Source organism: Brevibacillus brevis (assembly GCF_900637055.1).
Lineage (GTDB): Bacteria > Bacillota > Bacilli > Brevibacillales > Brevibacillaceae > Brevibacillus > Brevibacillus brevis.
The window spans coordinates 3,506,079-3,524,004 of sequence record NZ_LR134338.1 but is presented as its reverse complement, the minus strand read 5'-3'; the positions used below and the strand labels follow the sequence as shown (position 1 = coordinate 3,524,004).

The following is a 17,926-nucleotide window of genomic DNA, read 5'->3' as shown; positions in this document are numbered from 1 at the left end:
TCCTAAAGGAGGCAGTCATATGGCAGATACTGTTTTTCTCAATGGACAGGTGATCACGGTAGATCAAGAAAATCGGGTGGCAGAGGCAGTGGCAGTCAGAGGGAATCGCATCCTTGCTGTCGGGTCTAGTGAAGATGTGAAACAGTTGATTCAATCACATACAAACGTCATTGATTTGCAAGGGAAGAGTCTGTTGCCCGGCTTTATCGATGCCCACCTGCATATTACGATTTACGGTACGAACAAGCTGGGGGTCGATTGCAAAGCGAGAAAGATCCGGTCGATTGCTGACCTGCTCACTGCACTGAGAGAACAAGCGGAAAAAACACCCAGAGGGGAATGGGTAAGGGCATGTGGTTTCGATGAAAATCTCATGGTCGAGCAGCGTTATCCGACGCTTGCCGAGCTGGATGAAGTGACGACAGCGCATCCTGTTTTTGTCATGAGGACGTGCGCTCATCATTCTGTCGTAAACAGCAGAGCGCTTGCCATTGCGGGTTATGACCGAAACACAGCCGATCCCCAAGGTGGACGTATTGATCGTGATGCAGATGGTGAGCTAACCGGATTCCTCATCGAAACGGCACATATGAACATGTTTGAAAAAGCTGCCTTTACAGAAACCGAGTATATTCAAGGCCTACAATTGGCTTCGGAAGACTTTGTTGCTGCGGGTATTACTAGTGTCCACGATGCGGGAGGATACGGTCCGGAGAACTATCGGGCGATGCAAAAAGCGGTACAGGAAGGTGATGTGAAAGTTCGCATCTATGCAATGGTTTGTGCGCTGAATCAATCCGATGATTTTGTCCGAAAGATGATCGATGCCGGAATGGTAACGGGTACAGGGAATGCTCGCTTCCGTATCGGACCCGCGAAAGTTTTTACAGATGGGGCAAGCATTGCGCCCACGATGGCCATGCGTGAACCGTTCACCAGCCGACCAGATGATTACGGAATTCTCTACTATGAACAGGACGAGTTGAATACCATTTTGGGAGAGGCACATGCAAGAGGTTTTCAAATTACCGCTCATGCCCAGGGAGATCGAGCGATTGACATGCTGCTGACATGCTTTGAAACGGCACTAGAAGCACATCCGCGCGAGAACCACCGACATCGAATTGAACATGCGGGTGTATCTGCGCCAGATCTGTTGGCGAGAATGGCTCGGCTAGGTGTCGTACCCATCCCGAATCCTGCTTTTATCTACGATTACGGAGATTCGTATGTGAACAACATCGGAGAGCGTGTCGAGCATATGTTTCCGGCTAGGGATCAGTTCGACGCGGGGATCATTGCAGCAGGAGCGTCGGATAGTCCCGTGACTGATTTCAATCCGCTGATCGGGATTCATGCTGCCGTTAATCGGTTGAGTAAAACAGGTCAGGATGTGGGGATCAATCAAAGGGTCAGCATTATGGAGGCAATCCGTATGTTTACCTGGAACGGAGCGTACGCCAGTTTTGAGGAGGGGATCAAAGGGAGTATTGAAGTCGGGAAGCTGGCTGATCTCGTGGTGCTGGACGGCGATATTTTGGCAACCTCTACAGATCGCATCAAAGAGCTGCGCGTAGACAAAACGATGATAGATGGGGAGTTCGTCTATCAACGCCAAGATGAGGAGGTTCTGCAAGCATGAACGTAAAAGCGAGAAAGCTTGCGATCAATGAAGAACGGTTGCAAAAACGAATCGAGCAATTGGCGCAAATCGGGAAAATAGGCGAAACGGGTGTATGTCGACTCGCTTTGTCCGCTGAAGATCGGGCAGGCGTAGAGCTGGTGCGTAGCTGGATGGAAGAAGCCGGCCTTCAGACGCGGATCGATGACTTTGGCAATTTGATTGGTCGGATGGCGGGGAAGGATGAGCAAGCTCCGCTCTTGATGATTGGCTCGCATATCGATTCGCAGCCATACGGCGGTCAGTACGATGGGGTGATCGGGGTATTGGGGGGGCTAGAGGTCGTCCAGACGTTGAATGAACAAGGGATCATGCCTGCCCAGCCTATTGAGGTCGTTGCGTTTTGTGACGAAGAAGGATGCCGGTTTCAAAAAGGACTGTTTGGTTCCAAAGGCATTCTCGGGATGCTGGACCCGACGGACTTGGAGAGGACGGACAAAAACGGGATCACACGCAGGCAGGCATTGATTGATTTTGGCTGCGACCCTGATCGCCTGGAAGCGTCTATTTATCCCAAAGGCAGCATCGGTGCTTATCTGGAGCTGCATATTGAGCAGGGGCCGATTCTCGATGATGCGAAAGAAGCGATTGGAATCGTGTCTGCGATATCAGGGCCTTTGTGGTGGACGGTCGAGCTGACTGGCTTTGCCGGGCACGCTGGTTCCGTACCGATGCCGATGAGAAAGGATGCACTAGTCGGAGCGGCAAAAGTAATACTGGCAGTGAATGAGCTGGCAAAGCTCGATCCACAAGCACCAACAGTCGGTACAGTCGGTCACTTGGAGGTGTTCCCGGATTCGCGCAACATCATTCCCGAGCGGGTGCGTTTTTCGATTGATTTGCGGGACATCGATTTGAAGCGTCGCGATGAGCGCGAACAAGCGTTGCGCGAGGCGATTGAGCTAGCCGCTGTAGAAGGTGGATTGCAATATAGCATTACGGAAGATACGAATAGTGACCCGCGTTACTGTGCCGACTGGATAAAGGCAATCATGCATGAGGAGAGCAGCAAGCTCGGTGCCTCTGTGCGCGAGCTGATGAGTGGTCCTTTCCATGACGCTTTGGCGCTCTCGTACGTTTGTGATTACGGGATGATTTTTGTCCGCTGTAAGGATGGTATCAGTCATAATCCGCAAGAATACGCAGCCTATGAAGACATTGCACTGGGCACAGAGCTGCTCTACAAAACCGTTTTGCGGATGAGCACCACCCAATAATAGAGAGAGTCGCCCGTCTAAGCGGATAGGCGACTTTTTTCATACAGCCAATGACGAGACTTTACAGACTGTTTTTGATATATTTTATTCTTAGAGGTTCTTATCACGTCTGAGGAAGGAAGAATGGCATGAAAATGCGTGTTTCCGCTGTGCAGTACCATCTGCATACCATACATAGCTTTGAAGACTTCGCCAATCAAGTTGAGCACTACGTGAAAAACGCGCAAGAGTACGACACAGAATTTCTCCTTTTTCCGGAGCTGTTCACGACTCAACTCATGTCGATCGGAGACGAGCAGGGCAATGCGCTGCCGATTACAGCATTGCCGTCCTTCACAGATCGATATGTCGAGCTGTTTCGTTCCCTTGCTGCCCAATATGAGATGTATCTGATTGGTGGAACGCACATCATCGAGGAAAACGGCAAGCTTTACAATACGGCATTTCTATTTTACCCGGATGGACGTGTAGGACAGCAGAAAAAAATCCATATCACGCCATGGGAAGTAAAAGGCTGGAACATGGGGGCTGGCGACTCGTTGCAAATCTTTGAGACCGACAAAGGGAAGGTCGCGATGATTATTTGCTACGACATCGAGTTCCCTGAGTGGGTGCGCATCGCCAAAGCACGGGGCGCAGACGTCATTTTCTGCCCATCCTGCACGGATGATCGCCATGCCTTCCACCGCGTACGTTATACCAGTCATGCCCGGACGATTGAAAACCAGGTGTATGTCGTGCTGACTGGAACAGTAGGCTCACTGCCGACAGTTGATTTCATGCGTGCGAACTTCGGACAAGCGGCGATCTTGACGCCAAACGATGTTCCGTTCCCTCCGCGAGGCGTTCTTGCTGAAGGGGAAATCAACCACGACATGATGGTAACCGCTGACCTGGATATTCAACTACTATACGATGTGAGGGAAAAAGGCTCCGTAACAACGTGGCGCGACCGCCGCACTGATTTGTATACAGACTGGAAGTAAGCATTCCATCGTGATCTGGACAGCAGGAGGATGAATATGTACAGAAAAGAGCTGTATGTATTTGAAGGGAACAAGCCACGCAAAGCCGTTATACGCAACTACAATCGCGCAGACTTCTTCGAGCTGATCCAAATACAGGCGGAGAGCTTTCCCCCGCCGTTCCCGTCCGAGCTATGGTGGAACCAGGAGCAGCTGACGAACCATATTACGCTGTTCCCCGAAGGAGCCATTTGTGTAGAAGTGGACGGCGTTTTGGCAGGTTCGATGACAGGACTGCTCGTGAAGTTTGATCCGGCTCATCCTGAGCATAAGTGGGAGGATGTCACGGATAGCGGTTATATCCGCAATCATGATCCCAAAGGGGACACGCTGTACATCGTAGACATTTGCATTCGTCCGAGCTTCCGCAAGCTGGGATTGGGTCAACAGATGATGCAAGCGATGTATGAGCTGGTGGTACAAAAAGGACTGCGCAGATTGCTTGGGGGAGGTCGCATGCCAGGATATGGACGTTATGCAGACCAATGGACACCTGAGCAGTATTTGGAGCGTGTTCTGACAGGGGAAGCAAGAGACCCGGTGATTACATTTCTCATGCGCTGCGGTCGCACGCCTGTTCAGGTCGTGGCGGATTATTTGGAAGATGAGGAATCCCGCAACTACGCGACACTCATGGAATGGAAAAATCCATTTCAGCAGCATTTGTAGGGTATTTCTCTGACATAATCGATCGAGAGGGGATTTGACTGATGGAGTTCGTACGCATTCAACATATTGACAATCCGCTATTTGCGAAGATGCACCGTTTGATGCAAGAGGTTTTCCCGCCTGAGGAAGTTTTGGAGTACGATTTGTGGAAAGAACCGCTGGAAGATCCGGGCATTCGTGTATTTGTAGCTGTACACGAAGGAGAAGTTGTGGGCGCTACCGAATACCGTTACTACACAGACATGAACGTAGCCATGACAGACTTCACGATCATCGGTCGAGAAGGACTCGGAGTGGGCCGATTCCTCGCCAGAGAGCGTCAAAAGGACCTGCTCTCTCTGGCTGCTGAAAACGGCAAGGAGCTGTACGGGATGTTTGCAGAAATCTACGACCCGTACCGTGTGGAAGAACACAACTTTGGCGGGATCAAGCCAATGGACCCATTTGTACGCCGTGAAGTACTCTCTCATCTGGGCTACAAACGTACGAACTTTACGTATGTGCATCCATCTTGGCAAAATGACGGCGAAGCGGTATCCGGACTCGATCTGGGCTTTATGCCGACAAACGAAGAGCAAACGACGCTCGAAGCGGATCTGATCGTCACGTTCTTGAAGCGTTATTACGCCGTGCTTCCACAGAAGCCACAGGCATGGCTCGACATGGTAAAAGACTTGGAGAGCAAAGAAACAGTGGAGCTGCTCCCTATCTAATCGAAAGACAACAAGACCAACTCTCCTGTGGAGCTATGTTCACGGCTCCATGGGAGTTTTTCGTAGCGGGCAAGTCAGATTATTGCGAAAAATATATAAGCCGTATGAAGAGGGATTCAAAATGAAAGTTATCACACTATGCGGGTCAACAAAATTCAAAAAGGAATTTGAGCAGGCCAATACGTATTGGACGCTCCAAGGAAACATTGTGATGAGTGTAGCCTTTTTCGAACAAAGCGAGGGCTTTGAGATATCACAGGAGCAAGCGGAACTTCTTGCAAACATTCACTTTCGAAAAATCGATTTGTCCGACGAGATTTTCGTCATCGATGTAGAGGGCTATATCGGAAGCAGTACAAGCAAGGAAATTGCGTATGCAAAAGAACAAGGAAAGCCGGTTCATTATTACTCCAAGAGTGGGATCAACGATAAAGTGATTGCCGCAGTCTTTCCCTAACGAGAAAAAACAGAGGTGAAACAGGTGAAAGCTCAAAATCTAGCATCGATCTTCCTTTACATAGCCGTCATCTTTCACTTGCTGGGCATGAGTGGCTGGACTTCTGCAAAGCTGGCACAACCGATCGAGCTCGCCATCCTTGCGCTTATGCTCCTGTCCATTTTCATTTTACGGAAAAAGAAACGAAAAAAGCGTCGGGCAAGAAGGCCAGCACCGGAAGTAGCAGTCATGCTTGAGCATGCCGAGGAAGGAGAGCCAGGCAAATGATCCATGACATCCACATGCAGGCGATTCTGGACGCTTCTCACGACGGGATCATCGCGGTCGATCGGGATTCCATTATTATCGGGGTCAATAAAAACGCGATGGAAATACTCGGTTTGCCAGGCAATATCGTTGGACAAAAAATCACCCGTTATATTCCCAATTCAGATATGTTGAGAATTTTGGCAACAGGAAAAAAAGAGATAGGAGACATCGCAACGATCCTGAATCGACAAATTATCATCAACCGTTTGCCGATTGTCATAGAGGGTGAAATCGTTGGGGCCGTGTCCACTTTTAAAGAAATCACCGACATTCAAAAAATGGAGATGCGCATTCGCAAGCAGAGCATGGAGAGCGGCTTGGAAGCCAAATTCCGTCTGGAGGATATCGTTGGAGAATCTTTTGCCATCCGGGAAGCGAAGGAATGGGCGGAAACTTTTGCACGGACAGATGCGACGGTTCTCATACAGGGGGAGACTGGAACTGGCAAGGAGTTGTTTGCCCAAGGGATTCATTTGAGCAGCCAGCGTGCAACAGGGCCGTTCATCCCGGTTAACTGTGCGGCTCTCCCCGGCAATTTATTGGAGAGCGAGTTGTTCGGATACGAGGAGGGCGCTTTTACTGGCGCGCGAAAAGGCGGAAAGCCCGGGCTGTTTGAATTGGCACACGGAGGTACGCTATTTCTCGATGAAATCGGAGAGATGTCGATCCCGATCCAAGCGCTGCTCTTGCGTATTTTGCAGGAGAAAAAAGTCCGCAGAATCAGCGGGGAGCGCATTGTCCCTGTCGATGTGAGAATCATCGCGGCGACGAATCGGGATTTGGAACGACTGGTAGAGGAAAAGCAGTTTCGCTCAGACCTGTACTTCCGATTGAATGTGTTGACGCTAGAGTTGCCTGCTTTGCGAGAGCGAATTGATGATATTCCACTTTTGGTGGCATCGATCATTGGAGAAATCAAGGAACGGGAAAATAAAAGGCATCTGAAAGTAGAAGAAGCCGTTTTCCACGTTCTCAAACAATACGACTGGCCAGGCAATGTAAGAGAGCTGCGCAATGTGGTGGAAAGAATGGTCTTGCTTTGCAAGAAGGACGCTCTTGGCAAGGAGGACACGGCTTTTTTTGCCAAGAAGCTGTATCAGCGACAATCTTTCCGAGATCAAGAAGAGAGAGAAGCAGAAGTCATCCGAAAGGTTTTGGCGGAAACGAAGGGAAACAAGGGAGAGGCGGCGAAAATTTTGGGAATGGATCGGTCCACGCTGTGGAGAAAAATGAAGCGCTACGAAAGGTTGTAGAAATTGATGCAATTGCAACATCAGCGATGCATATTTGCAACAGAGTGGCTCCGTTAATTGTTTAATTTACAGAAAATTAAAAACATATTCATTTGGCATGGTAGTTGCTTAATTATGGAGGACACAACACATCCGACTTTTACGAAGAGGCGAGGGGAGAGCATGACACCACAACCGATTATTCGTGTAGAAAATGTCTCGTTTGCCTATCAGGTTAACCAAGAGCAACAAATTCCTGTCTTGCAAAATGTCTCCCTGGAAGTGTTTCCTGGAGAGTATGTCGCCATCATTGGTCATAATGGGTCCGGAAAGTCAACGCTGTCCAAGCATCTCAATGGAATTTTGACTCCAAAGGAAGGCGATGTCATCGTGAACGGAATCAACACGCGTGAAAAACAGCGCATTCATGAAGTGAGGAGCCGTGTCGGGATGGTTTTTCAGCATCCGGACAATCAGATTGTCGCCACGATTGTAGAGGACGATGTGGCTTTCGGATTGGAGAACATCGGGACATCTGCAGAAGAGATGAAAATACGAGTGGACTTTGCCCTAGAGGCAGTAGGAATGAGTGCCTTTCGCCATCGACCGCCTCATCATTTGTCTGGTGGACAAAAGCAGCGGATCGCCATTGCGGGGATATTGGCGATGAAGCCGCAAGTCCTTGTCATGGACGAAGCGACGAGCATGCTGGACAGCTATGGCAGACAGGATATTTTGGCAGTCGTTCGCAAGCTGCATCGCGAAGGAATGACGATCGTCACGGTGACCCATCACATGTCAGAAGTAGCAGAAGCAGATCGCGTCATCGTGATGGAGGGCGGCAAGATCGTATTGGAGGGCACTCCGCGAGAAGTATTTTCCCATCAGGAAAGACTTCGCGAGCTTCATCTGGATGTTCCAGACGCGAGCCGAATTGCTCATCTCGTCCACTCCGAATATAGCGAGTTTACACCTGATCTCATCCACAATGAGGAAGTTGTCGCGGAGGTTAATCGTCTACACGTCAGACAAGCGGAGGCGAGTGGTTCATGACGCAACCGATCGTAAACGTACAAAATCTTTCTCATGTCTACATGCAGGGAACACCCCTCGAACATCGGGCTCTCGACCAGGTAAGCATCCAGGTGGCAGAAGGAGAATGCTTGGCGATTATCGGTCATACCGGATCGGGAAAATCGACGTTAATCCAGCATTTTAACGGCCTGATTCGCCCGCAGTCCGGTACGGTCATCATTAATGGAATGGATGTATCTTCACCCAAGATCGATATTCGTACGTTGCGCAGACAAGTAGGGCTGGTTTTTCAAAACCCGGAGGATCAACTGTTCGAAAAACTGGTCGGTGATGATGTAGCCTACGGCCCTTTTCGGATGGGGCTGCCTTTAGAGGAAGTAAGGCGACGCGTTCAGTGGGCGATGGACTTGGTCGGCCTCTCGTTTCAGGAGATGAAAGACCGTCCGACTTTTGCCTTAAGTGGCGGACAGAAGCGCAAGGTGGCATTGGCGGGTGTCCTTTCCTTGCAACCCAAGGTTCTCGTGCTTGACGAGCCGACAGCTGGGCTGGACCCGCGCTCTCGTCTTGAGCTATTGGATCGCATACGCCGTCTCAATCGTGAAGAAAAGCTAACGGTTATTTTCGTCTCACACAATATGGAAGAGGTCGCCAGGCTTGCTGATCGTGTCTACGTCATGGCAAACGGCAAATCAGTCTGCGAAGGGACGCCACGACAAATTTTTGGCAATCAGGAATTGCTGCGGCAGCATCACATCGGCACACCCGAATCGGTTGATATTTTATACAGACTCCGTGAGCAGGGCTACAGCATCGATCCTAGCGCTTTTTTACCCGAAGAGACAGCGATGGAAATTTTGAAACTGATGAACCGCTAAGGAGGGGGTCCACATGTCAGCAGAATTTGAATTGACGCGCAATATTACCATCGGTCAATATTTACCCACTGCTTCGGTCGTTCATCGTCTCGATCCTCGTTTCAAGCTTGGTGCTTTCGTCATCCTCATCTTAGCCATCGCCATCTGCGATACATACGTGGGCAACCTGTTTGCTTTAGCCATTTGTATCTGGATGTTTCAAATCTCGAAAATCCCCCTGCATTACGGCATATCCGGGATTAAGCCCGCTATCCCCTTTATCATTATATTGGCGATCATGCAGTTGCTTTTTTACGGCGAAGTTGTCAATGGCGGTACCGTTTATTTGAAATACGGCTTCATCACGATCACGAGTGAGAGCGTACGTCTCGTCATCGTGTCTGCCATGCGCTTTGTAGAAGTGATCTTCTTATCGAGTGTCCTCACGCTCAGCACTTCTACTACGGAACTCACGCACGGAATGGAGCGACTGCTGGGGCCGTTGGAAAAAGTAAAGTTTCCGGTTCATGCCTTTGCGTTGATCATCACGATAGCCGTGCGCTTTGTACCTACTTTCGCGATGGAAATGGAGAAAATGATGAAAGCTCAAGCATCCCGTGGTGCAGATTTCGGTACAGGAGAATGGTGGCGGATCATCCAGCGAACAAAAGACATGTTTCCCATCATCATCCCGCTGTTTAATGTGGCGCTCTCCAGAGCAGAAGATTTGATTTTGGCAATGGAAGCCAGATGCTACACACCAGGTGCTGCACGGACCAGATACACCCAATACAAGGCAGTAGGCAAAGATTATGTCGCGCTGATCGCAAGCATTGTCATTTCTGCCGTCATGCTCGCCATACCTTGGTAAGGGAGACTAGCGGGAACTCGCCTGAGTAGGGCATTCCACATAAAACTCGTAAAAGGAGGAGTATGCATGGAAAAAGGCTTGACCGTTCGCAAGATTGTCATTGCAGGCGTTCTTGGCGCGATAGCGATTTTGCTCGGGGTGACACGTCTTGGCTACATTCCGGTTCCGACAGCAGCGGGCAATGCCACTATTATGCACATCCCGGCTGTCATCGGGGGCATAATGGAGGGCTGGGGCGTTGGTATGATCATTGGCCTTATATTTGGAGTCTCTTCTTTCTTAAATGCCACCGTTCCGCTTTTTAAAGACCCTCTTGTAGCCATCCTGCCACGTTTGTTCATCGGTGTGACTGCTTACTTGACCTATGTCGGTTTGAAAAACGTCAATCAGTACTTGGCGATTGGTGCCGCTGGCTTTATTGGGGCGATGACAAACACGATTCTGGTACTGGGCATGGCTGTTATTCGAGGATACATGACGCTCGGTGTGGCGACCACAGTCGCAATCACGAGCGGCTTGCCAGAAGCAATTGTTTCTGTCATTGTTACATTGGCTGTCGTTGCAGCTTGGAAGAAATTGGGCTCAGCAGGCAGGCAAAAATCAAAAATTTCAGGAGACTTATAATGACCGGAACGATTGTTGACGTACCCGGCGTACTTGTCGGGCATGCACAAAACGAAGAAACATTAACGGGATGCAGTGTGATTGTGCTGGAAAAGCCGTCTGTCTGCGGCGTAGATGTCCGGGGTTCTGCCCCGGGCACCCGCGAGACAGATCTCTTGGACCCTGTCAATCTGGTGAGTGTCGTCCATGCGATTTGCCTTTCGGGTGGCAGTGCATACGGTTTGGATGCTGCTACAGGTGTCATGCAGTATTTGGAGGAAAGAGGCATCGGACTGGATGTTGGCTATGGCGTCGTTCCTATCGTTCCTGCAGCAGTTTTGTTCGACCTGGCTGTAGGCGACTATCGGGTTCGCCCGGATCGTCAAATGGGCTATGAGGCAGCACAGGCAGCAAGCCGTGAGACAATGGCGCAAGGAAATGCCGGTGCTGGTACAGGTGCGTCAGTAGGCAAGCTGAATGGATTTGGGAACGCGATGAAGAGCGGGTTGGGCACAGCTTCCATGACTTTGCCTAATGGACTCGTCGTAGGCGCCCTCGTCGCTGTAAATGCGGTCGGTCATGTCGTAGATCCACAGTCAGGGACGATCCTCGCCGGGCCGAGAGATGAGCAGGGAGCCATTCGGGATAGCGTGGAGATGATGCGCCAGCAAGCTTTTGCCCCGATTCCTCCAGGCACGAACACGACGATTGCCGTAGTCGCGAGCAATGCCCGCTTGTCCAAAGCAGAAGCAAACAAAGTAGCGCAAATGGCCCACGACGGGCTTGCCCGTACGATCCGTCCCATTCACACCATGTACGATGGCGATACGATTTTTGCTGTAGCAACAGGCGAAGTAGAGGCGAGTGTAGACTTGGTGGGCGCGTTGTCCGCAGATGTGCTGGCAGAAGCCGTCATACAAGCAGTTAAGCACGCAGAGGAAGCAGGGGGACTGCCATCTTATCGCAGTTACTTCCAGGAATAGGTGTAACATAATTGGATGCAGAGGAGAGGATTGTCGGATGAATCAGGTGATATCCTTTGTTGACGAGCAGGAAGTTGTGCGCCTTACGCAGGAGCTAGTTAGAATTCCGAGTGTGTTTCGTCCCGATCAGGCAGGAGCGAATGAAGAGCGGGTCGCGCTATTTGTCGCCGATTATCTTCGCAATATGGGTTTGCAGGTCTTCTATGAGGAGGTTGTTCCAGGCAGACCGAATGTCATCGCTTTTTACGATTCGGGCAGGCCTGGCAAAACGCTTTTGTTCGAAGCCCATACAGATGTCGTAACAGAAGGGGATCGGGATGCTTGGAGCTACGACCCTTTTGGCGGGACAATATCTGGTGGGCGTATCTACGGGCGTGGCTCCTGTGACACAAAAGGAAATCTGGCTGCCGCGATATGTGCCGTCAAAGCTATCCAACGATCCAAACAGTCTTTTACAGGCAAAATCCTCCTGTGCATCCCTTGCGATGAGGAGAGCATGATGATCGGGATCAAAGATTTCATCCGTCGCGGTTGGGCTAACAACGTCGATGCGGCGATTATCTGCGAACCGGAAGAAAATCAGCTCTGCATTACGCAAAAAGGAGCCATGCGAGCCATTCTTCGTACGTTTGGCAAGATGGCGCATGGTGCCATGCCACTGACGGGAATCAATCCGAACACAAGGATGGCACGCGCCATAGTGGCGTTAGAGGAGCTGGAGCGCAAGGAAATGGCTCGTCTGGGAGAGCACCCGATGTTGGGGTGGCCGAGTATCACTCCGACGATTTTGCAGGCCCCTGTCAAAGGAGACGCCCAAATCAATGTCGTTCCTGATCAATGCATGACGACTCTTGATATTCGCACGGTACCGGGGCAGGACCACCAAGAGCTGTACAAAGAAATCAGTGCCATATTAGAAGGATTAAGCAAAGAAGATGACAATTTCAAAGCCACCTTGGAAGTAATCGAAGAGCGTCCTTGGACGTTGACTGGCATGAAGGAAGAAGTCGTGACTGCCGTTGCGAGCGCCTATCGGGAAATCACGAAAAAAGAACCCGTATATAATGGCGTCCCAGGTGCGACAGATGGAACCTTCCTGCACAAGGCCGGCATTCCGATTTTGACGACAGGCGCAGGTGATCGCCACATCCCTCACCATGCAGATGAGTACGTAGCTATTGACCAATTGGTGGAATCCACCCAGCTTTTTGCCTTGTCTGCATTAACGTTTTTGACGCAGCCAGTACGAGCTTGATCGCCTGCAAAAGAAGTTTTCTTAGTAAAAACTTGCAGAATCCATCTAAATTTTTTTACAATAGGCTTGTTACATAAGCGAAAAGGAGGCGCGTGCCCATGAATATGCGCTGGAAATTGGACGTCTTGTATTCCTCGTTTGATGCACCAGAATGGAAACAAGATTGGGAGAAGTTAGTTCGTGAAACAGAAGAGATCAAAAGCTGGGCAGCGCAAAACTTGCAATCTTCAGAAGATGCAGTAGCGAAGATGGAGACATACATCACGATGATGACTTCTGTCCTGCAAACGCAATTCCGCTTGTATGCCTACGGAGAGCTGACTGCCAGCGTCGATGCCAAGAATGAAACAGCACTGCTCGCGATTGAAAAAGTACAGAATCAGGCTGTTGAATTGGTTGAACCAGGCGTGCAATTCCAAAAGTGGCTAGGAACGTTGAACAACCTGGACGAATTGATTAGCCAATCGGAGCTGTTAGAAACACATCGCTTTATGTTGACAGAAATGTCAGACAAGAGCAAATACATGCTGAGCGAAAAAGAAGAAATCATCCTGGCAAAAATGAAAAATACAGGGTCAAATGCATGGACAAAGCTCCATGAAATGCTGACTTCGACGTTGCTTGTAGACATTACAGTCGATGGGGAGCATAAACAGCTTCCATTGCCAGTGGTGCGGAACATGGCGAACGAAAAAGATCCGCAGCTTCGCAAAACGGCCTACGAGGCGGAGCTTGCCGCTTACAAAAAAATCGTGGAAGCTGCTGCTGCCAGCTTGAATGGAATTAAGGGCGAGGTTATTACCGTAGCGAAGCTCAGAGGCTATGAATCGCCGCTTGATAAGACGTTGCAAGACTCCCGCATGGACCGCGAGACGCTCGAAGCAATGCTTCAGGCAATGCGTGAGAGCTTGCCATCCTTCCATAAATACTTCCGTACAAAGGCGAAGCTCCTCGGCCATGAGAGCGCTCAGTTGCCGTTTTATGATTTGTTTGCGCCAGTAGGCGAGGCAGACATGCGGTTCTCTTATGAGGAATCCCGCGACTTCATCGTGAAGCACTTTGGTAGCTTTAGCGAAAAGCTCGCCAACTATGCAGCACGAGCTTATGATAATCAGTGGATTGATGCTGAGATTCGCGAAGGCAAACGAGGAGGGGCATTCTGCTACAACCTGCATATCGTAGGGGAGAGCAGAATTATGTCCAATTACACAGGCAGCTACAGCGATGTAAGTACAATGGCACATGAATTGGGACATGGCTATCACGGAGAATGTCTCGTAGACGAAGCATTCTTGAACAGCGAATACCCGATGCCAATCGCCGAAACCGCATCCATTTTGTGCGAAACCATCATTGCCAATGCAGCACTTGAACAAGCGACCTCCGAGGAGGCATTTGCGATTTTGGAAAATGATATCAGCGGAGCAAGTCAGGTGATCGTCGATATTTATAGCCGTTACTTGTTCGAGACTGCTGTATTTGAGCGCAGAACAGAAGGTGCCTTGTCTGTTTCCACTCTGAATGAACTGATGCTGCAAGCACAAAAGGATGCTTACGGAGATGGTTTGGATCCGGCAGCTCTACACCCTTACATGTGGGTATGCAAACCGCACTATTATAGCGCGGATTACAATTTCTACAACTTCCCGTATGCTTTTGGACTTCTGTTCGCGAAAGGCTTGTACGCAGAGTATCTTAAGCGCGGGGAAGCTTTTGTTGACCAGTACGACAAGCTCTTATCTGTAACGGGCAAAATGAGCGTTGCAGATGTAGCAGCCATCATGGATGTTGATGTACGCTCAGTCGATTTCTGGCGGAATTCACTCTCGTTGGTTGCAAAAGATATCGACAAATTCGTTGAGCTCGCGTCTGCTCGCCTGAACTAAATAGGAAGAACGTCCGCTATGTCATTAGCGGACGTTTTTTATTCATGATGCAAAGCGTTTTTGTGCGCATAGGGAACAGAGGGGAAGGAGAAAGTAAGAAAAAACAGATGAGGTGATTACGTGGTAAACGGATTGCAGTTACTCGACCTATTACGGGAAACGGAGAACAAGATGCTGCATTTACATAGAGCCATCGACAGAGTAAGCAGCGAGCCAGATTTCAAGGAGTCTGTCAGTGTTCTTACCGTTGTCGTTCGTGATTATCAGCTTCAGCTCGACAAAATGAAGCAAGCATTGGGCAAAATCGAAATCGGAGGGCAACAACAACAAAATCAGGCCCATAATACCGAAATGCACTAAGTGAAGGAACGACAAACAGCCCTCGAACTGCTGCAAAAAGCAGATAGGGCTGTTTGTTTGCTTTTCTGTGTAGGAAAGCTTACTGGAAATTAGCGTAACGCTTCACGCCGTAAAACGGGTAGAGTTTGTGCATGTACTCGACTTTGCCATAGCGAACATCTTCGCCATTCGCATGCACGATCGTTCCATTACCCAAATAGATCGCTACGTGGGACACGCGTCCTTTTCCAAGCGAATCGTAGAACAAGAGGTCACCAGGCTGTGCTTGATCCAGTGATACTTCTTGACCGCCACGGAATTGATCTTCAGAAGTGCGTGGAAGTGTAACCCCAAGCTGTTCAAAAACGTATGAAGTAAAGCCACTACAATCAAAGCCATTCGGAGTAGTTCCGCCTAAGACGTATGGTGTATTGAGCAATGGCTCAAAAATGTCCTTCATTCGACCCAGATCTTCTGCATTTACTTCGGCAGGCAGCGAAACGGTAGAAGTGAGATTTGGACTTAGGAACTCTGTAGCAACGTATGCTTCACGATCTTCGAATTCGATTTTCGTCCATTCACTACCCGTTTCTACGACTTCTACAATGGAACCGAATCTTAGCTTGCCTAAAACTTTTGCGTCAGTCGATGGTTTTTTACGCACATTCAGCACGTCGCCAGAGACGCGGGCTTTTTCTCCAGCCGTTAGTTCTTTAGGCTCAGTGGTAGCGTTATCATTCTGATCGACAGCTACATCGGAAGGAATGTCAGGCGCAACAGAGTCAGAAGTGTTTGCCCCATGAATAGACAAAGTCTGTCCAATCGACAATCTGTCATCATTCAATTCGTTCCATTGAATGATTTGATCCACTGTTACCTGATGCTCGCGTGCGATCTTGCTCAACGTATCACCTGCTGATACCACATATGCCGATGAGGAAGCATGGGCAGCAGTAGGCAGCAGAGTGAAGAGGGCGAGGAAGGTGAGTAGCCTCGAAGTCTTTTTCATGTCATCGTCTCCACCAATCTACTAAAATCTGCATATCTAGCTAAAATTCTATCGGATTTTGGTTGGTAAATCTATGAAAAAAATAATCTTTCACTATTTTTTTAAAAACTATTGCATCAGGAGATAGGATCGTGCTATATTACAGAAGTCGCCACGAGCTGGAGACAAAAACCACATGGAGCTGTGGTGAAGTTGGAGTTCACGCCGGTCTGTCACACCGGAGGTCGCGGGTTCGAGTCCCGTCAGCTCCGCCATTCTATCTCTAGAATGTGCGAATTACATAGTTTCACGAAATGTGCCGGTATAGCTCAATTGGTAGAGCACCTGACTTGTAATCAGGGGGTTGTGGGTTCAAGTCCTATTGCCGGCACCATTTTTATGCGGTCGTGGCGGAATTGGCAGACGCGCTAGATTCAGGTTCTAGTGGTGGCAACACCGTGGAGGTTCAAGTCCTCTCGACCGCACCATATGGCAAACAACAGGTTCGTAAATTGGCTGAAGAAGCTATTTACGAACCTTTTTATTTTTTCTTGAATGTTGAATCCTCCTCCATTTTCCATTACAATCACATTGTGATAATGAATCTCATTTTCAATAATATGATTGATGATTCATAAACAAACATGAAAGACAGTGGAGGGGTAGTTGTGGGAGAACAGTTGGAGCTGTTTGATGTAACCATTATTGGCGGTGGTCCTGCAGGGATGTACGCTGCCTTTTATAGCGGAATGCGTGATATGAAGACGAAACTCATTGAAGCGAAAGAAGAGCTCGGTGGACGAATGTTGATCTATCCAGAAAAAATGATCTGGGATGTAGGCGGTGTGCCACCACAGCTATGCGAAAAGCTGATTGCCAATCTGGTGGCGCAAGCGAAGACATTTGATCCCACCATCGTCCTGGGCGAGGCGATCATTGGACTAGAGCCACAAGAAGATGGAACGTACATACTCGTTGCAAAATCGGGGAGACGGCATTGGACCCGCACGATCATACTGGCTTTGGGTCGAGGTATTTTGAAAATGGCAAAGCTGGAGATCGAAGGAGCCGAGCGCTACGAGGTGACAAATCTTCATTATACAGTGCAGGAACTGGAGCCATTCCGTGGTAAGCGCGTTCTCATCTCAGGGGGCGGCGACTCCGCGGTCGATTGGGCAAATGAACTGGTGCAAATCGCAGCGTCCGTAACCGTTGTGCATCGCCGTGATGTATTTGGTGGACATGAGCGGAATGTGAAGCGCATGAAAGAGTCCTCTGCGATCGTTCGCACCCCGTATGCGGTCACGCAATTGCAAAGCTCAGACAAAGAAACCATTGATAAAGTGACGATACGTCATCTGGAGACAGACGAGACGGAACAAATCGATGTAGACGCCATCATCGTCAATCACGGATTGAAGGCCGACTTCACCGGGATTAAAGAGTGGGGCTTGGACATGGATGAGTGGAACGTGTTTGTTAGTCCTCGTCTGGCAACGAATCTGCCAGGGATTTTTGCGGCGGGAGATTTTGCGAGCTTTGACAGCAAGATTACGCTGATTGCCGGAGCATTCACAGATGCGGCTGTGGCCGTAAATAGTGCGAAATTGCATATAGACCCGGTAGCAGATCGGATGGCGTACGTTTCGTCCCATAACCAGCGCTTTAAAGAAAAGAATAAAGCCCTCGGGGTTATCGATGAGGATGACGAGTAGAACCTAATGTAGGACAAAAAGCCCAACATTTGCAGGTTGATAGGCGCTTTTCCCATACGGTACATTGTTAGAGTCAAGGTGTAGCGTCAGTAAA

General features: G+C 49.4%; 18 protein-coding genes and 3 tRNA genes. 20 read left to right on the top strand and 1 reads right to left on the bottom strand.

The features are described 5' to 3' along the window. Positions 1 to 19: 19 nt before the first annotated feature. The 16 genes from EL268_RS16630 to EL268_RS16555 all read left to right on the top strand — a co-directional run bounded on the left by EL268_RS16630 (position 20) and on the right by EL268_RS16555 (position 15,150). Positions 20 to 1,642 carry an amidohydrolase gene (locus EL268_RS16630; protein ID WP_106653100.1) on the top strand — a complete coding sequence of 541 codons (1,623 nt, stop codon included), beginning with the start codon at positions 20 to 22 and terminating at the stop codon, positions 1,640 to 1,642. Further along, positions 1,639 to 2,898 (top strand): M20 family metallo-hydrolase, encoded by a 1,260-nt coding sequence (locus tag EL268_RS16625; RefSeq protein WP_106653101.1) that lies wholly within the window; start codon positions 1,639 to 1,641, stop codon positions 2,896 to 2,898. Before EL268_RS16630 ends, EL268_RS16625 begins: the two co-directional genes overlap by 4 nt. Positions 2,899 to 3,026: 128 nt before the next feature. Beyond that, complete coding sequence (locus EL268_RS16620) at positions 3,027 to 3,884, top strand: carbon-nitrogen hydrolase family protein (protein WP_106653102.1); 858 nt, start codon at positions 3,027 to 3,029, stop codon at positions 3,882 to 3,884. Positions 3,885 to 3,920: 36 nt separating this feature from the next. Beyond that, positions 3,921 to 4,592, top strand: coding sequence for a GNAT family N-acetyltransferase (locus tag EL268_RS16615; protein WP_106653103.1), 672 nt, complete (start codon positions 3,921 to 3,923; stop codon positions 4,590 to 4,592). A gap of 41 nt (positions 4,593 to 4,633) precedes the next feature. Further along, positions 4,634 to 5,305 carry a GNAT family acetyltransferase gene (locus tag EL268_RS16610; protein ID WP_106653104.1) on the top strand — a complete coding sequence of 224 codons (672 nt, stop codon included), beginning with the start codon at positions 4,634 to 4,636 and terminating at the stop codon, positions 5,303 to 5,305. 121 nt (positions 5,306 to 5,426) lie between these two features. Next, positions 5,427 to 5,762 carry a TIR domain-containing protein gene (locus EL268_RS16605; protein WP_106653105.1) on the top strand — a complete coding sequence of 112 codons (336 nt, stop codon included), beginning with the start codon at positions 5,427 to 5,429 and terminating at the stop codon, positions 5,760 to 5,762. A gap of 24 nt (positions 5,763 to 5,786) precedes the next feature. Then, on the top strand, positions 5,787 to 6,029 hold the full coding sequence (locus EL268_RS16600; protein WP_106653159.1) for a hypothetical protein: 243 nt from the start codon (positions 5,787 to 5,789) through the stop codon (positions 6,027 to 6,029). After that, complete coding sequence (locus EL268_RS16595; protein ID WP_106653106.1) at positions 6,026 to 7,324, top strand: sigma-54 interaction domain-containing protein; 1,299 nt, start codon at positions 6,026 to 6,028, stop codon at positions 7,322 to 7,324. Before EL268_RS16600 ends, EL268_RS16595 begins: the two co-directional genes overlap by 4 nt. Before the next feature lie 162 nt (positions 7,325 to 7,486). Beyond that, positions 7,487 to 8,356, top strand: coding sequence for an energy-coupling factor transporter ATPase (locus tag EL268_RS16590; protein ID WP_106653107.1), 870 nt, complete (start codon positions 7,487 to 7,489; stop codon positions 8,354 to 8,356). Next, a complete protein-coding gene (locus EL268_RS16585) occupies positions 8,353 to 9,213 on the top strand; it encodes an energy-coupling factor transporter ATPase (protein WP_106653108.1) in 861 nt (286 codons plus the stop codon). Before EL268_RS16590 ends, EL268_RS16585 begins: the two co-directional genes overlap by 4 nt. Positions 9,214 to 9,226: 13 nt before the next feature. Then, positions 9,227 to 10,063, top strand: a complete 837-nt coding sequence (locus EL268_RS16580; protein ID WP_048032728.1) for an energy-coupling factor transporter transmembrane component T family protein — start codon at positions 9,227 to 9,229, stop codon at positions 10,061 to 10,063. 66 nt (positions 10,064 to 10,129) lie between these two features. Continuing rightward, positions 10,130 to 10,687, top strand: a complete 558-nt coding sequence (locus EL268_RS16575) for an ECF transporter S component (protein ID WP_056493023.1) — start codon at positions 10,130 to 10,132, stop codon at positions 10,685 to 10,687. Then, a complete protein-coding gene (locus tag EL268_RS16570) occupies positions 10,687 to 11,649 on the top strand; it encodes a P1 family peptidase (protein WP_106653109.1) in 963 nt (320 codons plus the stop codon). Before EL268_RS16575 ends, EL268_RS16570 begins: the two co-directional genes overlap by 1 nt. A 37-nt stretch (positions 11,650 to 11,686) precedes the next feature. Then, entirely contained in the window at positions 11,687 to 12,904 is a 1,218-nt protein-coding gene (locus tag EL268_RS16565; RefSeq protein ID WP_106653110.1) for a M20 family metallopeptidase, read from the top strand. Positions 12,905 to 13,002: 98 nt separating this feature from the next. Further along, positions 13,003 to 14,790 carry a M3 family oligoendopeptidase gene (locus tag EL268_RS16560; protein WP_106653111.1) on the top strand — a complete coding sequence of 596 codons (1,788 nt, stop codon included), beginning with the start codon at positions 13,003 to 13,005 and terminating at the stop codon, positions 14,788 to 14,790. Between the two features lie 120 nt (positions 14,791 to 14,910). Next, the gene (locus tag EL268_RS16555) at positions 14,911 to 15,150 is read left to right on the top strand and encodes a hypothetical protein (RefSeq protein ID WP_106653112.1); all 240 of its coding nucleotides are present in this window, start codon (positions 14,911 to 14,913) and stop codon (positions 15,148 to 15,150) included. Between the two features lie 79 nt (positions 15,151 to 15,229). Here the strand turns inward: EL268_RS16555 and EL268_RS16550 are convergent, their stop codons facing one another. Continuing rightward, entirely contained in the window at positions 15,230 to 16,138 is a 909-nt protein-coding gene (locus EL268_RS16550) for a C40 family peptidase (protein WP_106653113.1), read from the bottom strand. Positions 16,139 to 16,315: 177 nt separating this feature from the next. Here EL268_RS16550 and EL268_RS16545 point away from each other — a divergent pair. From EL268_RS16545 to EL268_RS16530, 4 genes are all read left to right on the top strand, one after another. Continuing rightward, a tRNA-Asp gene (locus EL268_RS16545) sits at positions 16,316 to 16,392 on the top strand. A gap of 43 nt (positions 16,393 to 16,435) precedes the next feature. Beyond that, positions 16,436 to 16,511 (top strand) — tRNA-Thr (locus EL268_RS16540). Between the two features lie 7 nt (positions 16,512 to 16,518). Next, a tRNA-Leu gene (locus EL268_RS16535) sits at positions 16,519 to 16,605 on the top strand. A gap of 180 nt (positions 16,606 to 16,785) precedes the next feature. Continuing rightward, positions 16,786 to 17,832 (top strand): NAD(P)/FAD-dependent oxidoreductase, encoded by a 1,047-nt coding sequence (locus EL268_RS16530; RefSeq protein WP_106653115.1) that lies wholly within the window; start codon positions 16,786 to 16,788, stop codon positions 17,830 to 17,832. The last annotated feature ends 94 nt before the right edge of the window (positions 17,833 to 17,926 follow it).